This window comes from Parapedobacter soli (assembly GCF_025460835.1).
In the GTDB taxonomy this organism is placed as follows: domain Bacteria; phylum Bacteroidota; class Bacteroidia; order Sphingobacteriales; family Sphingobacteriaceae; genus Parapedobacter; species Parapedobacter soli.
This window is the reverse complement of record NZ_JAMXAY010000004.1, coordinates 72038-89580: the sequence shown is the minus strand read 5'-3', so window position 1 is coordinate 89580 and position 17543 is coordinate 72038. Positions and strand designations below refer to the sequence as shown.

General features: G+C 47.0%; 15 protein-coding genes and 1 tRNA gene. 2 read left to right on the top strand and 14 right to left on the bottom strand.

Annotated features, from left to right (window positions below):
• Nucleotides 1–610 precede the first annotated feature (610 nt).
• The 4 genes from NGM62_RS03320 to NGM62_RS03305 all read right to left on the bottom strand — a co-directional run bounded on the left by NGM62_RS03320 (nt 611) and on the right by NGM62_RS03305 (nt 3150).
• Nucleotides 611–684: transfer RNA gene (locus NGM62_RS03320), tRNA-Asp, on the bottom strand.
• A 137-nt stretch (nt 685–821) separates the two neighbouring features.
• Complete coding sequence (gene prfA, locus NGM62_RS03315; RefSeq protein WP_262245775.1) at nt 822–1895, bottom strand: peptide chain release factor 1; 1074 nt, start codon at nt 1893–1895, stop codon at nt 822–824.
• A 160-nt stretch (nt 1896–2055) separates the two neighbouring features.
• Complete coding sequence (locus NGM62_RS03310; RefSeq protein ID WP_262245774.1) at nt 2056–2385, bottom strand: DMT family transporter; 330 nt, start codon at nt 2383–2385, stop codon at nt 2056–2058.
• A gap of 15 nt (nt 2386–2400) precedes the next feature.
• A complete protein-coding gene (locus NGM62_RS03305) occupies nt 2401–3150 on the bottom strand; it encodes a UDP-2,3-diacylglucosamine diphosphatase (RefSeq protein WP_262245772.1) in 750 nt (249 codons plus the stop codon).
• A 168-nt stretch (nt 3151–3318) separates the two neighbouring features.
• Between NGM62_RS03305 and NGM62_RS03300 the strand changes: the two genes are divergently transcribed.
• Together NGM62_RS03300 and NGM62_RS03295 are read left to right on the top strand one after the other, a co-directional pair.
• Nucleotides 3319–4458: an ISAs1 family transposase gene (locus NGM62_RS03300; RefSeq protein ID WP_262245771.1), complete on the top strand. Its 1140-nt coding sequence runs from the start codon at nt 3319–3321 to the stop codon at nt 4456–4458.
• Between the two features lie 101 nt (nt 4459–4559).
• A complete protein-coding gene (locus tag NGM62_RS03295; RefSeq protein ID WP_262245770.1) occupies nt 4560–6701 on the top strand; it encodes a prolyl oligopeptidase family serine peptidase in 2142 nt (713 codons plus the stop codon).
• A 49-nt stretch (nt 6702–6750) separates the two neighbouring features.
• Here the strand turns inward: NGM62_RS03295 and NGM62_RS03290 are convergent, their stop codons facing one another.
• The 10 genes from NGM62_RS03290 to NGM62_RS03245 form a co-directional block, all read right to left on the bottom strand.
• Entirely contained in the window at nt 6751–7803 is a 1053-nt protein-coding gene (locus NGM62_RS03290) for a TerC family protein (RefSeq protein WP_262245769.1), read from the bottom strand.
• 2 nt (nt 7804–7805) lie between these two features.
• On the bottom strand, nt 7806–8777 hold the full coding sequence (locus tag NGM62_RS03285; protein WP_262245768.1) for a polyprenyl synthetase family protein: 972 nt from the start codon (nt 8775–8777) through the stop codon (nt 7806–7808).
• 75 nt (nt 8778–8852) lie between these two features.
• Complete coding sequence (locus NGM62_RS03280) at nt 8853–9416, bottom strand: DUF3109 family protein (RefSeq protein WP_262245861.1); 564 nt, start codon at nt 9414–9416, stop codon at nt 8853–8855.
• Nucleotides 9417–9460: 44 nt separating this feature from the next.
• The gene (locus tag NGM62_RS03275) at nt 9461–10246 is read right to left on the bottom strand and encodes a DUF3108 domain-containing protein (protein WP_262245767.1); all 786 of its coding nucleotides are present in this window, start codon (nt 10244–10246) and stop codon (nt 9461–9463) included.
• A gap of 30 nt (nt 10247–10276) precedes the next feature.
• Nucleotides 10277–10807 (bottom strand): DUF2480 family protein, encoded by a 531-nt coding sequence (locus tag NGM62_RS03270; RefSeq protein WP_262245766.1) that lies wholly within the window; start codon nt 10805–10807, stop codon nt 10277–10279.
• A 73-nt stretch (nt 10808–10880) separates the two neighbouring features.
• Entirely contained in the window at nt 10881–12992 is a 2112-nt protein-coding gene (locus NGM62_RS03265; protein WP_262245765.1) for a peptidylprolyl isomerase, read from the bottom strand.
• 146 nt (nt 12993–13138) lie between these two features.
• Nucleotides 13139–13729 (bottom strand): LPS export ABC transporter periplasmic protein LptC, encoded by a 591-nt coding sequence (gene lptC, locus NGM62_RS03260; RefSeq protein ID WP_262245764.1) that lies wholly within the window; start codon nt 13727–13729, stop codon nt 13139–13141.
• Nucleotides 13730–13751: 22 nt separating this feature from the next.
• Nucleotides 13752–15083, bottom strand: a complete 1332-nt coding sequence (locus NGM62_RS03255; RefSeq protein WP_262245763.1) for an outer membrane protein transport protein — start codon at nt 15081–15083, stop codon at nt 13752–13754.
• A 157-nt stretch (nt 15084–15240) separates the two neighbouring features.
• Entirely contained in the window at nt 15241–16221 is a 981-nt protein-coding gene (locus NGM62_RS03250) for a DUF6427 family protein (protein ID WP_262245762.1), read from the bottom strand.
• A 342-nt stretch (nt 16222–16563) separates the two neighbouring features.
• Entirely contained in the window at nt 16564–17415 is an 852-nt protein-coding gene (locus tag NGM62_RS03245) for a UDP-2,3-diacylglucosamine diphosphatase (RefSeq protein WP_262245761.1), read from the bottom strand.
• Between the last annotated feature and the right edge of the window lie 128 nt (nt 17416–17543).

The following is a 17543-nucleotide window of genomic DNA, read 5'->3' as shown; positions in this document are numbered from 1 at the left end:
TCGGGAAATATTACTACTATTATAAATGTAATAAGACCACACACCTCAATTTAAGTGCGATTAAGGCACATGACCAGCTTCAGCAGGTGTTTGCACTGATGAGTATTCCAGAGAGGGCAATCCGCGTTATTCGCGATAGTTCCGATCGGATTTTTGAGAATAAGATGGTGGAGGATAGGCGTTTGGTCGAGGAAAAGAAAAGGGAGCTTGAAGCGGAAGAAGCTAAGCTGTTCTCAATAGAGGAAAAGTGGATTACAAACAAAATAACGCACGATACTTATGAACGATGGTTTTCTACCGTTAATAATAAAAGGATTGCGTTGAGAGGTGCTATAGACCGGCTCAGTGGAGATCAAGACAAAACATATAAAATCCTTCAACGAAATCTGGAAAAGTTAACAGACCTCGAATTTGTTTTTAAGAAAACCAATGTGTTAGAGAAGCAAGAGTTAGTACGATTGGGGTTCGAGCAAAATCTCTACTATCAAGATGGCATGTATCGAACCCCGACTATGATAGATTTGTTGGCTCATAACTCTGATAAGATGAGAGAGTTACGTCTATTAGACTATACAAAAAAGCGGGAGAATTTTTCAATTCTCCCGCTCAGCGGTCCGGACGGGACTCGAACCCGCGACCCCATGCGTGACAGGCATGTATTCTAACCAGCTGAACTACCGAACCGGATTTTCATTATTTCAAAGTTGCCCATTTAAAGTCCGGGCGGGACCTGAACCCTTTGGAGACCGAGCCCTCGGTCTTCTTTCGGGAATGCAAATATAGCTTGTTTTATCTATTTGCAAACAAAAATTTCAAAATATTTATGCCGTTGCGCCTTCTTTCATTTTCTCTGCATTTTCTGCAAACTGGAGTGCGTCTATAATCTCCTGAATATCACCATCCATCACTGCCGGAAGGTTGTACATTGTCAGCCCGATACGGTGTTCGGTTACGCGCCCCTGTGGGTAATTATATGTCCGGATTTTAGCAGATCGGTCGCCAGTGGAGACCATCGTCTTCCTTTTGGCCGCGATATCACCGTGTTTTTTTTGTACTTCCAGCTCATAAAGCTTAGATCGTAGCATCTCCATAGCCAGCTCGCGGTTGGCCAGTTGCGAGCGCTCTACTTGACATACGACCACGATGCCGGTGGGCTTATGGGTAAGCTGTACCTTAGTCTCCACTTTGTTTACATTCTGCCCGCCTGCTCCGCCCGATCGGGAAGTCTGCATCTCGATATCCGCCGGGTTGATTTCCACGTCTACTTCTTCCGCTTCCGGAAGCACGGCCACCGATGCGGCTGATGTGTGTACACGCCCTTGGGTCTCGGTATCCGGTACGCGTTGTACCCGATGCACTCCCGACTCATATTTTAACTGGCCGTATACATCCTCGCCGGTTACTTTCAGGATCACTTCCTTATAACCACCAGCCGTGCCTTCTGTCACATCGAGTACCTCGGCACGCCAGCCCTTTTCCTCGAAAAAACGGGTATACATACGGTATAAGTCGCCAGCAAAAAGTGCAGCCTCATCCCCACCGGTGCCACCGCGTATTTCCAGGATGGCATTCTTTGAGTCTTCGGGGTCTTTCGGAATAAGCATCAAACGTATCTCTTCCTCTTTCACCTCCTTTTGCTCCAAAAGGATATCCAGTTCTTCCTTCGCCATCTCCCGTAGCTCGTGGTCTTTTTCGTTGGCAAGGATTCCTCTGTTGGCCTCAATGTTACTTACCATATTCTTATATATATGGTACTGCTCGACAATTTTTCCTAAATCTTTGTATTCCTTATTTAGCCGGGCAAATCGTTTCATGTCACTGGTAGCTTCCGGGCTGCTCAATTCACGCTCCACGTCTTCCCAATGATCCTTGATGGCTTTTAATTTTTCTAACATAATGTATCGTTTGTGGTTTTGCCGATCTGCTTTTCACATGGTATCCCCGCCCATACATAAAAACAAAAGCACGGGAATGCAGAAAATTGACTCAGCAAACCGTGTGCAAAAGTACGTTTTTTTATGATTTTCAAGGTGTAAAATTCAATTATGGGGCCATTTACTGCGATGCAACAACCTTAAGGCCAATGATAGAACCGATGAGTGTGGTGATGAAAATCAGCCGCCATAACGTAGCTGGTTCATTGAAGAAAATGATACCTACCAATACCGTACCCACGGCACCGATACCTGTCCACACGGCGTATGCCGTACCTAGCGGCAATGTCTGCGTGGCTTTAATCAATAATACCATGCTTACCGTTAAACAAACCGCAAAACTGCCGTACCAGAGGTATGAGGTCATGCCCGTCGTTTCTTTCGCTTTGCCCAGGCTAGTTGTGAAGCCGACTTCAAAGAGGCCGGCAATGATTAATATTACCCAGTTCATATAATGTCGTTGGAATTATGTGTGCCATGTTTTCAACTCCAAGTTTTCGCCGTCAAATACGGCGTATGTGTTGTAATTGATCCATTCGCCAAGGTTTACATACCTGCTACCTTTAGGTAAGGGCAGGTCGATCGGAAGGTGGCGGTGGCCGAAGATGAAATAATCAAAACGGTGTTGCTGGAGGAGTTCTTTAGCGTATGCCACTAACCACTCATTGTTTTCTCCCTGGAATGTTTCCTTGCCCCCCGAGGCGATTCGGCTATGCGCTGACCACCGCTGGGCGATGCCAATCCCCAAATTGGGGTGTAACCTTGCGAACAGCCACTGGCAAAACCGGCTGCGGAATATCTTTTTGAGTATTTTGTACGTGTTGTCGCCCGGGCCCAATCCGTCGCCATGGTGTAGGTAGAAAGTTTTATCACCTCGTTCAATGATCAGTTCGTTGTCCACGATGGAGGCGCCGATTTCACTTTTTAAATAGCCGAACATCCACATGTCGTGGTTGCCTTTGAATAGCGTGATCTTTATCCCTAAATCGGCCAATTCTGCCAATTTCCCTAAAAACCGGATATAACCTTTCGGTACCACTGTGGCATATTCAAACCAAAAATCAAAGACGTCGCCCATCAGGTATAGCTCAGCGGCGTCTCCTTTTATGTGGTTTAGCCAACTGACGATACGCAACTCCCGCTCACGCGTAGTGGAGCGGGGGTGTGCACCCAAATGAAAATCTGAAGCGAAATAGATTTTGTCGCGTACGGCCATGCGGCCAAACTTAGATAAAATTCTTTTATATGCAATGTAATTGCGGGACATATAGAAAGAAATTTATCGCGCTCTTCGCTTCCATGGAGAACCAGGGAAATCGCTTTTAAGATTTTGGGATTAGGAATAGTATCCGTATATTTATGGAAATGGTTAGGGTGAAAAAAAATGCCCTTTTCAAATCCGACTAATAATCCATACCAAGTTTTTTCTCATTATTTTTCCGGGGTGAAAGATCCCCGACGGACCAACCGCGGTCATTTCCTGTATCCACTGGAAGAGATCCTGTTCCTGTGCATTTCGGCTGTGCTGAGCGGCATGGATGACTGGACATCGATCAGTATGTTCGGCCGCTCGAAATTGGAATGGTTACGGCAATATTATCCTTACCGTCACGGCATTCCCTCACACGATGTATTGGGGAAGGTTTTTGCAGCGCTTGACCCGGAATCGTTCAGCCAGGCATTCAGTGCCTGGGTTGCCTCGATTGCGGAACTGACCGGAGGAGAGGTGGTGGCCATCGACGGTAAAACGATCCGGGGTTCGGACAACAAAGCGGGCGGGAAGTCAGCTTTCCATGTCGTCTCAGCCTATGCTTCGGGCAATCGGATCTGTTTGGGCCAGCGGGCCGTTGATGAGAAAAGCAATGAGATCACCGCTATCCCGGCACTGCTGGATACCCTGTCGCTTGAAGGTTGCATAGTTACCCTTGACGCGATGGGATGCCAGAAAACGATCGCAGGAGCGATCATTGAAAAGAAAGCGGATTATGTACTGATGGTCAAAGACAATCAGGAAGAACTCAGGGAACAGGTCGTAAAAGTGTTCGGGATGAAACCGGCGGTTGAAAAAGAAGTTACCCTGGATGCCGGTCACGGACGAATTGAGCGAAGAACCTGCCAGGCAACCGATAATCTCACGTTTCTGGACGATCGGGAAGACTGGCCGGGATTGAGGACCATCGCCAGAATCACCTCTGAACGCACCGATAAACGATCCGGTCAATCAAGCACCCAGGCCAGCTACTACATCTCTTCGCTTAACGCTGGGCCGGGAGTGATCGCCAAAGCCATCCGCAGCCACTGGGCAATAGAAAACAATCTCCACTGGAACCTGGATGTCATATTCAGGGAAGATGCAGCCTTGAAGAAGAAAGGAAATGCGGCACTCAATTACCAGATCATCGCTAAAATGGCACTGGCCATGATCGAACGGGAATCCGAATCAAAGTTAAGTAAGCCTAAAAAGAGGCAACGCGCTGCCCTGGATGACGATTTCCGAAGCATCCTGCTCGCCGCGTATTTTTAAAAGCGATTTCCCTGCATGGAGAACTTTTGTGTCGTGAAAAAGTAAGAAATTCTTGCTAGCTTTGTACTAACCGGGCATACACCCCAAAGACTGTTTTCAACATGACGAAGAACCTCGGAATTATCGTATTGGCTACTATTGTTACCGCCTGCCAGAACCAGCGGATTGTACAACCTGCGGAAGAAATCACCCTGGTGCCGTATCCGGCAACGGAAAAAGGAAGTGTGACCGAAAACTACTTCGGTACGGAAGTACCTGATCCCTATCGCTGGCTCGAAAATGATACAGCGAACGAAACAAAGGCATGGGTAGCCGCACAGAATGAAGTTACCAACGCTTATTTGGAGCAGATCCCATTCCGCGATGCGATTTATAAGCGGTTAGAGAAGCTGTGGGATTACGAGAAGTTCTCCGCTCCGTTTAAGGAGGGAGAATACACGTATTTTTATAAGAACGATGGGCTCCAAAACCAGAGTGTGCTATACCGCCAAAAAGGCGAGGATGGCAACGTTGAAGTTTTCCTAGATCCCAACAAATTTTCGGAAGATGGTACTACTTCATTGGCGGGTATTGCATTTTCTCGCGACGGAAGCCTTGTTGCTTACCAGTTATCCGAAGGTGGGTCCGACTGGCGGAAGGTGATTGTAATCCGTGCCGAAGACAAATCTATCGTGGGCGATACCTTGGTAGATATCAAATTCAGTGGATTGGCGTGGCGTGGTAATGAGGGCTTTTATTACAGCAGCTACGACAAGCCCGAAGAGGGTAGTGCGCTCTCTGGTATGACAGACCAGCATAAGCTTTTTTTCCATAAGCTGAATACCTCGCAGCATGAAGATGAACTTATCTTTGGCGGCTCAAGCATCCCCCGGAGGTATATCGGAGGTTATCTCACCGAAGACGAACGGTTTCTGGTGATTTCGGCTGCCAATACTACTAGTGGCGGTGAGCTGTATATCCAAGATCTGTCCAAGCCGGGTAGCGCTATTATCAATGTGGTCGATAATTTTGAGAGGAACCACAGTGTGATAGACAATGATGGTGATAAGCTGTTTATCTACACCAACCTGGATGCGCCGAACGGGAAGGTTGTTACGGTGGATGCAGGGAACCCTAAGCCTGAAAACTGGATAGACTTAATCCCCGAAACCGAAAACGTACTTAACCCGGGTACGGGAGGCGGTAAAATTTTTGCTAACTACCTCAAAGATGCCACGTCTATGGTACAGCAATACGACCGTGACGGGACATTGGAGCGTACCATTGACTTGCCCGGCGTCGGCTCTGCCGGAGGCTTCAGTGCGAAGGAGGATGAGAAAGAACTTTATTATTCGTTCACCTCGTACATTTACCCACCTACGATTTTTAAATACGATATCGCATCAGGTAAATCAGTGTTGTATAAGGCGTCGGAAGTCGACTTCGATCCCACCAAATACGAGTCGAAGCAGGTGTTTTATACCTCCAAAGATGGTACGGAAGTGCCTATGATCATTACCCATAAAAAGGGGGTGGTGCTTGACGGGACGAACCCCACTCTTTTGTACGGGTATGGCGGATTCAATATCAGCCTCACACCCTCGTTCAGCACCTCGAACATCATCCTACTCGAACAGGGCGGTGTATATGCGGTAGCTAACCTTCGGGGCGGCGGTGAGTATGGCCAAAAATGGCATGATGCCGGTACAAAATTACAGAAGCAAAACGTATTCGACGATTTTATCGCTGCGGCTGAATACCTTATTGACGAAGGGTATACGTCGTCCGATAAATTGGGTATCGCGGGAGGATCTAATGGTGGGTTATTGGTGGGAGCAGTAATGACACAACGCCCTGAACTCTTTAGCGTGGCCCTGCCCGCTGTGGGTGTGCTAGATATGCTGCGATACCATAAGTTTACGGCTGGTGCAGGTTGGGCTTACGACTATGGTACGGCCGACGACGACGCCGAAATGTTCAACTATTTGTATACGTACTCTCCTTACCATGCCTTAAAAGCAGGGACAGCATATCCCGCAACAATGGTTACCACGGCCGACCATGATGACCGGGTGGTGCCCGCGCACTCATTTAAGTTTGCGGCGCGACTGCAGGAATACCATGTCGGGGCTAACCCGGTGCTTATCCGTATTGAAACCAAAGCAGGCCATGGCGCAGGTAAACCCACAGCGATGATCATCGCCGAGCAGGCAGACAAATGGGCGTTCCTGTTCCAGAATACCCATACTCCTTATACGGAATGAAGGCGGGGCTCAACGGATAGATAAGAAATGGTAATCAGACGTGACGATTTTATTGTTGGGATACTGCTTTCTTCGGGAAAATGAGTGATGCCACTATACTGATGAATAATATTGATACAATGATAATCAGTGAGTGGGCTGTGGTAAAACCTATCGTGGACAACCAATCATGCAGCAACATTTTTCCACCGATGAATACCAATAGAAACGATAGTCCGGTTTTGAGGTAATGGAATTTATGAATGATATTGACCAATAAGAAAAACATAGACCTCAGCCCAAGTACCGCAAATATATTGGAGAAAAATACGATGAAGGGATCTTTCGTTACGGCAAAGATGGCCGGGATGGAATCCACGGCGAAGATGAGGTCGGTAAATTCTATGACCAGTAACACCAGGAACAGGGGTGTAACGTATCTTTTTGCGTTTTCTCTATGAAAGAACTTTCCGTTTACAAATGTAGGGTATACCGAAAAGTACTTCGAGGCGAATTTAACTACCGTATGGTTTTGTGGATCTATCTCTTCCTCCTGGTTGCGGTGGACAAACATCATAATGCCGGTATATACTAAGAAGAGACCGAATATATAAAGTATCCACCCAAACTGACTGATCAAAGCCGCGCCCAAAAAGATAAAAATGAACCGGAGTACGACGGCACCGATGATGCCCCAGACCAATACTTTATGGTAATATTGTGCGGGTACGCCAAATGATCCAAAAATCAGTACCATTACGAATATATTGTCTACCGACAGCGCGTATTCCACAACATAGCCGGTAATGTATTCTAGTGCGAGGTTACGCCGGTACAATTCGAGACTGGCAACGAAGTCATCGGGTATCAGTCGAATATTGTGCAGGTGTCTTTGGGTGATCTCTGTCAAGCGGGCAAAATCGTCGATGCTGTGCAATTCGTGGCCCCATACCCGTAATACTACATAGAAACCGAGGGCAAAGCATACCCATATCGCACTCATGATGGCCGCCTGTTTAAAGCTCACCGCTGTATTGCTTTTGCTGAATAGACCTAAGTCTACGGCTAGCATAAGGACGATGAAAAGTAAAAATCCACCAAAAAACAGAAGTTCGTTACTCATATTTATTTATTTCTTTCGGTTGTGTACTTCACGAGCTGCTCCAAACCACGCCGATAGGTATTATCCGGTAGATGGGTGAGGATGTCAAAGGCCTCCTGCTGGTAGGCCAGCATTTGTGCCATAGCGTACTCCATGCCACCATTCGCCTTTACGAAGGCGATTACTTCGGCCACTTTCCCTTGGTCTTCGCTATGGTTTTTCACCAAGTTGATAATGCGTCGCTTCTCCACTTTATTCACTTGTTTCAATGAATGGATGAGTGGCAATGTGAGTTTCTTTTCCTTAATGTCATTGCCTAGTGGCTTTCCTATATCGTCTAGTCCAAAATCAAATAGATCATCTTTGATTTGGAAAGCGATACCCACTTTTTCACCAAATAGACGCATCTGTTCCACCGTTGCGTCGGCTGCACCTGCCGAAGCTGCCCCACATGCGCAGCAGGAGGCAATAAGTGAGGCCGTTTTCTGCCGGATCACCTCAAAGTAAACCGCTTCGTCAATATCCATGCGGCGTGCTTTTTCGATTTGCAGTAATTCGCCTTCGCTCATCTGTTCCACGGCATGCGTTACGATCTCAAGTAAGCGGAAGTCGGCGTTACGGATGGAAAGCGAAAGGCCTTTAGCTAACAGGAAATCTCCCACAAGTACCGCTATCTTGTTTTTCCAAAGTGCATTTACAGAAAAGAAACCGCGACGTACGTTCGCATTATCTACCACATCATCGTGTACCAAAGTGGCAGTGTGTAGCAACTCAACCAAGGCTGCACCGCGGTGTGTGGCATCATTGATCGCTCCGCATGAACCCGCAGAGAAAAAGACAAACATTGGGCGCATTTGTTTGCCCTTTCGTTTTACAATATAATGGGTGATACGGTCGAGTAGCGGAACCGAGCTTCGCATCGATTCTTTGAATTTATCTTCAAAAATTGCTAGCTCCCGTTCAATGGGCCTCTGTATTTCGCTTAGTTTGAGCATGTAAGACGGTCGGCAGCCATGAATTTAATTTGCCAGTTTTAAAACGGCGCAAGATACTAAGAAATCCACAATAACCTATAGTAGTGCGATGGATTCTTCTAATTCATTGTACCACTGTTGACCGTATTTACGGATGAGGGGCTCTTTTAAAAAAGCATATACCGGTACTTGGAGTTCGCGGCCAAGCGAGCACGCTGCATGGCAGATATGCCAGCGGTCATAATGCAATACGTCAAATTCAGGGTAGGCTGTGGTGCGGATAGGGTAGAGGTGGCAGGAGAGTGGCTTTTTCCAGTCGATTTCTCCCCGTTCGTATGCCTTTTCGATGGCGCATTTGGTGATGCCGTTTTCCCAGGTCACATAGGCACATTCCTTATGGCCATCTACACAGGGGGTGGTAAGGTCGCCATCGGCATCGACTACATGTGTTCCGTGTTCTTCCACCGTAGCGATACCCTTTTCGGTCATGTAGGGACGTACTTTTGGATACACCGCGGCTAGGATATCAAGCTCGTCTTGCTGGAGTGGAGCGCCGGCATCGCCCTCTACACAACATGCGCCCCGGCATTTGCTGAGGTTACATACGAATTCTTCTTTTATCAATTCTTCGCTCACGAGTACGGAGCCAACTTCAATCATCATGGTTGGTTGCGTTATGAAAACTTCATTTAATTTGATCGTGCCTAAGGTGAGGCGGGTTGGCCGAGCGGGTATTTTAAGCCTTTTGCATCGGTCAATTCTAATGTTACTGAGCCGACTAAAATTTCCACTTGAGCCTTTACCGGGATACGGTTGCCGTCGTTTGTTACCCAAAGGTATAAGCGGCTATCTTTACGGAAAATCCGGCCCGGCTTTATTTCGGGGCTGAATTTCAAACACTCCAACCTGCCCAATGACGTATTGATAGTCTCCACACCGATATACTCGATGCCGAGGGCCGCTACCTCGTCGTTGAGAAAATAGGTGAGCTTAAACGACTGCCCTTTCTTCACGTTGGATAAATCGAGGTTGCGGGCGAAATAATAGGCTGACAAGAGATCGAATGTTTGGTCCGATGGACTTTTGAACGTGCCTTTATTTCCCTTTATCGTGCGGTTCCCGTGGTTAAAGCTTACGATATCTGTACGGCGGTAACTGCCTTCCCTGATATTTTCGGTGTAATAGTGGGGTAAGAACGTGCGCGAATCGATATATGAGTCGTACCGGTTATCTACTGTGAAGAAAATGCCAAACGCACTGGAAGTTCGCCCACGTGCCGATAAGTGGAAACTATGTGGACTACTGAATTTGATTTTGGAATCTTCCACTTTCAGCGTCCCAGTAGCGGCAGAAATCACACCGTAGCGCAATCGGTAACTCAACTCCTCCCCCGCTTGGAACGCAGGCTCCTTGAGGTAGGGAAGCGGTTGTGCGTCTACAAGAAAAAATGCGGCGAGCATCGTCCATACGAAGGCAGAGATTTTCTTCATATCATTCGATGTACAAATAAAATGCCGCTTTTATCCATTAGCCGCCGCTGCTTTCCGTTTGAACACCGGCACAGTAGAGCAGGGTTCACCATACATGATGCTCTTGGCTACCTTACTTACCATGGCCGTGAATTTGACGAAAGCCGATTCGGGAATTTCGATATCGCCGCATCCTTTTACCACCACCCGTTGGTCGCGGTACTTTTCCAGGTCCAGTTTTTCCAACGCACGTTCATAGAGTAAGGTCTCTAACGTTGCTAGGTCACCAAAAACGACGGCCGCTGCATAAGGCTCCAGTCGGTTGGCGAGCAACATGTATGCCCATGTAGGCACAATGGCATCTGCCGTACATGTGATCGCTACGTATTTGTCCTGGTATTGGTGCCAATCGTGTGTTTTTACGAACTCCCGGAAATCCTTTTCTCTCAATATAAGGCCTTGGAACAGGTTGTCTTTGATATCATAGACCACTCTTTCGCCTTGAGAGGCAAAATCGGCAAGGTCCACGGTCATCAACCCGCTTTGTGCCACTTTATTAACAATCGTTTCCTGTATTTCCATAATGACAAAAAATCCGGATAACGATTATCGCTATCCGGACACAAAGGTACAAAATAAAGTTTAGTGCCTGCCGTTAAAAGAAGCGGGCACGATTGTCTACCACGTCTGCTTTGTCTTGCAACGCTTGGAATGCCAGCGACCAGATACGTTGTGATAGTGACTGGGCAAGTTGCTGTTTTTGAGCGGATAAATCGGTTGGTGCCTCCGGATTGACAAAGCCGTTTACTTCAACCACGTAAACGCCCTGTGAGCCCCGTATAGGTTTGGAAGGCTGTTTGGGCTGTAGCCCGAATACTGTGCCTATCACGGCATTTTCTTGTGCTACACCAGGTATAACAGGGTTGGCGAACACGATGTTCTCAGCTGCCTGTGGAGTTTTGCCCAGTTTCTGGCCAATCTCTGCCAGACTATTCGCTCCGCTAGCCGCTTCCTCGGCTTGAGCAATTAGTTTCTTGGCTTTTACCCGTTTCCTCACCTCGTCTTCGATATCACTTTTCATCACTTCCAATGGCAGCTGGCCTTCTTTGCGTATGCCGGTGAGCCGCGCTACGATATAGTGGTTTTCAGATTCATATATCTTGTCGGTGACGTCCCCTTTATCGGCATCAAAAGCCCAGCGCACCAAGTCGCGCGGTATATCAACGCCCATCAGCATTGTTTCCATGGCAGTCACTTCATCGGCCTTGAGCACAGATAGTCCCTGAGCGGTAGCTGCCTCTTGGAAACCGGCATTACCGATTTCACCAAAGAACTGCGTCGCCTGGCGGTAGGCTGCCTCCAGCGTTTCCCTGCCACTGGTTATCTGCTTGTCTATGATAGCTGCTTTGACGAATCTTGATGAGCCGATCTGATCTTCTATTTTGATGATATGGATGCCGAACTGGGAATTAGCAACCACTACTTCTCCCTTCCGGGCATTAAAAGCAGCGTTTTCAAAAGCAGGAACCATCATGCCGCGTCCGAAAGTGCCAAGTTCGCCACCGTTTATCTTACTGCCTTCATCCGAGCTGAACTGTATAGCTAGACCGGCGAAGCTTTCTCCATTTTCAATCAGTGTTTTGATAGAGTCTGCTTTGGCAGCGGCCTTATCCATGCCACCCTCGATGGCTGGGTTGAGCAGGATATGGCTGGCCTTCACCGAATCGGGGCCAACCACTGCCTCCACTACTTTCGCGATTTCAAACCGGCCATTAGCAAGTACCGGGCCCACTGTAGTGCCAACGGGCGCATTGAATATCAATGTGTCTAATGACGGACCGAGCTCGCCTTGCTTACGGAAAATATAGGGGTATTTCGTGTCGGAGTTGACTGCAGAAAACAACGAGTCGGTTTTCGTTTCAGCCAACTGTATTTTCAGCTCTTCAATGTTGGCTCTCACGCGAGCCGTGTCTTGGGCTGTTGGGCTGGCATCGAATACTACATATTCCAAGGCTCGGGTTTCTTCTGGGTTTTTGAACACCCCTTTATTCTCGTTGTAATATTCCTTGTAATCCTGCTCTGTGATGGCTATAGCACTGTCGGGCACCGACTGGTAATCGAGCAGCACGTATTCGAAGTTTGCAAGCTTGTTACGTTGGTTATAGGCATCATTTGCTTCAAGCGAAGTGACGTAAACACTATTGCTGACAAGATTAGTGTACTTGGTGCTTAGGCGCTCGTCTATGATATTTTGTAGGAGTGCTTCCCATTGCCCATGAGCCTCGTGTCCTTGGGGGAGCATGTTCACCTGCGAAATGAAGGTGTTGAGTTGATCGCGGTCGAAAATACCGGTCTGTGGGTTGCGGAAGGCTTGCTGAATTTGCATAGACGGGTTATCGCCCTGCACGAGATCGTTCAGCTCCGTCTTTCCAACTGAAAGGCCGATACGCTCAACCTCGTTTTTCAGTAGCTCACGATTGAGGTATTGGCTCCAGACCTGTTGTACGGCCCACGATTTCATTTGTGGACTCAGTGTACCGCCACCCATCTGCTGGCGGAACATTTCAGAAGTTTGGTCTACCTGAGCATTAAATGTATTGATATCGATAGCCTCACCGTTTACGCTTCCAACCTCGTTTTGATGGCGTGCCCAAAAAGGTGTGCCGTAGTTGATTATATCCCCTAATAAAAACGCAACGATCGCAAAACCAATAAACCCGACGATTACCACCCCCGCTCGGTTGCGTAAATAATTCATCAATCCCATAGCCTGTGTAAAACTGTTTTTTTTAAGCTGTTATTTGTTGTGTCAAATTCTTGTTTTCAGGTGGTTGTCCCCACATTTTTTTAAACGAGGCGCAAGATACGACTTTTATCAAAAAAAGTGTAAAAACTTAAATAAATTGCTGCCATTTACCGGAAAGTAGGAGCCAGGCCATCTTCGAACTTGTGCAATCCGGTCATGTTCTGCACCACAATGTCTTCAAAGCTAGCATCTGATGTGAAAGACGTACCCATCAGATTGCCGCGGCCATCTTTGAAGTAAGCTTCAATTGGTACATGGTTGTAAAACGTGTTAGCTTTTTGGTCGTGAATGAGCTCTTCCGTCTTGATAATAGACCCATCGGCACGTGTAATGACCACGTTGCCCCTGAATTCAATCAGCTCGCTTGCTTCCTTTTGGATGGCATAGTCGGAAGTGATACGCTGGGTTTCTGCCTGGTTTTCGTCGTAGAAAACAATGGTGACACCTTTTTGAAATTCGTAATAGGGCTCCTCTACATTATAATGGCGCATTTCGGGTGAGGTCAGCTGTGCTTTCACCACAGCCGAATCGCTATACACCACCGTTACACCAAGCGATATATCCACTGGTTCCTCTGCTTGTATCGCGGCAATCCGGTCTACTTCTTTCAGGTCGGTTTCGCAGGCCACCAATAATGAGGCTACCAGCGGGACCCACATTCCCAAAATCCGCAGATTCTTGCCAAGATTATCCATCATCGACAGCTATGATGCTGGTTGCCTAGTCATAATACCTCCGCCTGAACCAGCGATCGTTGAGTGTAAAACCCAGATTGAAATTAATATACCGTTCGCGCACCAGGTTATTGGACAAGGTGCCCATCTGGCCAAACTCGGTGGCAAAATTGACTTTATAGAATGATGTCCCAAATAACGAAGGGAGTGGAAAGCCGAAACCAACTGTCAATGCCATCCGTTTAATGTCTTGGTCGCTAATATTGATATATGACTTGTCGTATTTGAAACCGAGTCGGTAGTCTACCACGCTGAAATAGTTTACGGACGTTACGTCGGGTGTGATTTGCCCGCCAATGGCAAAGCCATAGCTGTCGGTCAGCTGGGGGTTACGATTGCCTACCCGGTAGTCGCTCCATTTAGCGTAGTTGAAATCACCGCCAATTAACCAATTACTTCCCTTAGCGATGCTAAAGCCTACACTGTGTTTCATAGGCATGGTAATATCTTGTTTTATGCCCTCTTCTGAAGAAATAGTATCTACAGGGAGATTTTCCTGATCGTCTTCCACACTGGTTGGTGTCCGTGTAATCACCCGTGACGTGTTGGTGCGAAGGGACGGCCCGGCAGTTCCTGTGTAGCCTATGGTCAGATTGACGTTGTTACCCAGCGGCTGAAAATACTGCACACCATAATCGAAGTTAAATCCCCTCACGTACTGGCTACTGTCGATGCGGACATTCAGCGCACCGACGTCATCGGGGAACTCAACCGAATTTATCCGTTCCAATGTGCCGAAGATGTACGACGCGTTGACCCCGACACTGAAATTTTTCGTTATTTGAACACCGTAGCCTAAATATGCTTTGGTGGTGCCGCCCGCACCGGCATATACGGTGCGGATGGCCGTGGTATCAATGGCGCCCGAAATGGCATAGCTGAAACCAACGTCCGAAAAAGGCATGATCCCGAAGCTAATACCGCCAGGGCGGCCCATGGGGATTCCGAAATTGATGTGGCTTAGGGAAAAATTGTATGAATTTTCAGAAAGGTTGTTGTTGCTAAGCTGGGTGATATTGCCAAATAGACCCACGTCGATCGTAGTTAAACCCAATGCAGAGTAAGAGGCTGGATTGGCAACATTGATGTTCCCGTACCCATTCAAATAGCGGATACCGGTAGAAATACCACCCATTGCACGCAGTTGTGGTAACAAATCGCCGCGCATCTCTCCCAGCCCGTAACGAGAATAGGGTGAGCTAGTGGTGGCGCGTTGCGCCTGCGTAGTGGTTGAAAGTAGGAGGAGTATGGAGAGTGCGAAAACGCCGGGGGCAAAGTGCGTGACAGTATAAAATAACTTCGATATGCGGTGCTGCATGTGCTAATTTAAAACGGGACGTTGATGTCGATAAATACCTATTAATTGACAATCAGTAAACTTAATAACCGAAAAATGTATGCAAAGCTATCTAATTTTTACTTGCTACAGACCATCCTTTTTGTTAAAAAAGGTTAAAACATTGCTTATAAAGCAGTTAGAAAAACTGGAAGTAAATGATGGTGAGCAGTAATAAGGCAAAGATACTTTCGTAGAACCATCGCTTCGATGCGTAGCTAAAATAGTATGTCATGTAAATGGCTATCGGGGGAACTGCCAGCAGAAAATGGTTGATGGACCAGTTCGCGTTGAGATAAAATGAAATCACTGCCAGCACGAACATACAAAATAATAGTTGGAATGATTTGCGGATATGCACTACGCTTTTGAAGAGGTTTTGCCTTAGGGTGATGGCAAAAAGCACCATAATAGCGATTAGCGGCAGTAATACCAGGTAGTCATAAATGTCAATATGTACAGATGTGGGGAACGGATAGGTTAGGGGAAGCCATATCTCGTAAAAGGCGTCCATCCGATCGAACCATAGGTAGATGACACCAAGCAAAAAATAAACTGTGGTGAAGCCAACGGGAACAGCCACCCACTCGCGCCAGTTGAACGGGCGGAAAATCAGTAAACTGCACCACAGCAACAGCAACATTACAATGAATGGGAAGTAGACCAAGCTGCCTAAGGCGACAATCATACCTAAATCAAACATCAACGGTTTGATATCTGCACGGCGGTAGATGCTGAGTAATTTATCAAGCATCCATATAGTGAGGAAATTACAGATTAATATTGGCGATAGCACGAGGAAAGGCAGCATCAGGCTTGCTAACGTCAAGTACATCAGTGCCGGGAGGAAACTGGATCTTCCGACCAAGTTGAAACGGTTGACGATGTTATTGATAAGCAATGCCTGGATAATGGTGAGTACCAGCGTGATGAGTACATTTGCTTTGGGGGATATGTTTTCTGGCGAAAGTTTGCCTGTGAAGTTGCTGATGGCCGGCTCAAAGAATACCGGCATGAGGTTATCAGGTAGGTGTAAAAATACGCCGAGGCAGAGCACGACCCCTACCGCAGATAAAAATAAAATATTGAGTGGAGTATATTTACGAAACTGATCGATCATCTTGCATACGCCCAATGGCGTTACAATTATAGTGGTTATTTTTTATTGTCAGTAGTTAATTGTCAATTCTTAATTTCAGACTTACCGTCTAGCCATTGCAGATTGACCATTAACCATTAACCATTAACCATTGACCATTAACCATTGACCATTAACCATTAACCATTACCCATTGACCATTAACCAATAACCATTAACCATTACCCATTGACCATTAACCAATAACCATTAACCATTACCCATTGACCATTAACCAATAACCATTAACCATTACCCATTGACCATTAACCATTGACCATTAACCATTAACCATTAACCATTGACCATTAACCATTAACCATTTCAAATCACTGGTTCCGATTTCAGTAGATCGAGCAGTTGCCGGATATCGAGTTTGTCGCTTAAGTTGTCATTTTCGGATAAATCTGTCTCGGGCTCCGCCATGGTGTAATCTGCTGGATGGTAACGGTAGATTTGCCAAGCGCCGCGATGGTATTCTAGGGCCGTAAGGTTTTCTATCCAATCGCCCGAATTGAGGTAAGTTACCTGGCCTTTCTCGGTCTCAATTACCCGGATTTCGGGCTGGTGGATGTGGCCGCAGATGACGTATTGGTACCCTTTCTCAATAGCCAGCGTAGCCGCCGTTACCTCAAAATCGTTGATGAATTTCACGGCATTCTTGATGCTGTTTTTGATGCGTTTGGAAAGGCTCATCTTCTCGCGGCCCAGTTTTACCAGTGCCCAGTTTACCACGCTGTTCAACAAAATCAGGCTATCGTACCCAATGGCACCCAACCGGGCCAGCCACTTGGCGTGCTGCATCGATACGTCGAACACGTCGCCATGGAATACCCAAGCTCGTTTTTTGCCAATGCGCAGGGAAAGTTTGTTGGTCAGCGTGAGCGAACCGAGTTTGAAGTCGGCGAACTTGCGGAGCATTTCATCGTGGTTGCCCGTGAGGTAAGTTACCGGTACACCTTCAGCTACGAATTTAAGTATTTTGCGTACCACTTTCATGTGCGACTCGGGCCAGTACCGTTTGCTGAATTGCCATATGTCTACAATATCGCCATTGAGGATGATGTGTTTCGGCTTGATGCTTTTCAGGTAGCGCAAGAGCTCTTTTGCGTGGCAACCGTAGGTACCTAAGTGCACGTCTGATATCACCACCAAGTCTACATTCCGTTTATCCATAAGCTGAGGCAGTTAGTTGTCGTCCGGGTCATCGAATACCACGTCTACGTATTTGATAAAAAGGTAGGTTAGTCCTGCTGCACATAGGGTAACGCTGCAAATGATTATTTCCAATATAAAGGCCATCA

Bases quoted from the DNA above. Each gene is read 5' to 3' on its own strand.
- NGM62_RS03270 (WP_262245766.1), bottom strand. From the start codon at position 10,807: ATGGAAATACAGGAAACGATTGTTAATAAAGTGGCACAAAGCGGGTTG.
- NGM62_RS03275 (WP_262245767.1), bottom strand. From the start codon at position 10,246: ATGAAGAAAATCTCTGCCTTCGTATGGACGATGCTCGCCGCATTTTTT.
- prfA (WP_262245775.1), bottom strand. From the start codon at position 1,895: ATGTTAGAAAAATTAAAAGCCATCAAGGATCATTGGGAAGACGTGGAG.
- NGM62_RS03310 (WP_262245774.1), bottom strand. From the start codon at position 2,385: ATGAACTGGGTAATATTAATCATTGCCGGCCTCTTTGAAGTCGGCTTC.
- lptC (WP_262245764.1), bottom strand. From the start codon at position 13,729: ATGATGGATAATCTTGGCAAGAATCTGCGGATTTTGGGAATGTGGGTC.
- NGM62_RS03245 (WP_262245761.1), bottom strand. From the start codon at position 17,415: ATGGATAAACGGAATGTAGACTTGGTGGTGATATCAGACGTGCACTTA.
- NGM62_RS03290 (WP_262245769.1), bottom strand. From the start codon at position 7,803: ATGAGTAACGAACTTCTGTTTTTTGGTGGATTTTTACTTTTCATCGTC.
- NGM62_RS03300 (WP_262245771.1), top strand. From the start codon at position 3,319: ATGCCCTTTTCAAATCCGACTAATAATCCATACCAAGTTTTTTCTCAT.
- NGM62_RS03295 (WP_262245770.1), top strand. From the start codon at position 4,560: ATGACGAAGAACCTCGGAATTATCGTATTGGCTACTATTGTTACCGCC.
- NGM62_RS03255 (WP_262245763.1), bottom strand. From the start codon at position 15,083: ATGCAGCACCGCATATCGAAGTTATTTTATACTGTCACGCACTTTGCC.
- NGM62_RS03250 (WP_262245762.1), bottom strand. From the start codon at position 16,221: ATGATCGATCAGTTTCGTAAATATACTCCACTCAATATTTTATTTTTA.
- NGM62_RS03305 (WP_262245772.1), bottom strand. From the start codon at position 3,150: ATGGCCGTACGCGACAAAATCTATTTCGCTTCAGATTTTCATTTGGGT.
- NGM62_RS03285 (WP_262245768.1), bottom strand. From the start codon at position 8,777: ATGCTCAAACTAAGCGAAATACAGAGGCCCATTGAACGGGAGCTAGCA.
- NGM62_RS03280 (WP_262245861.1), bottom strand. From the start codon at position 9,416: ATGATTGAAGTTGGCTCCGTACTCGTGAGCGAAGAATTGATAAAAGAA.
- NGM62_RS03265 (WP_262245765.1), bottom strand. From the start codon at position 12,992: ATGGGATTGATGAATTATTTACGCAACCGAGCGGGGGTGGTAATCGTC.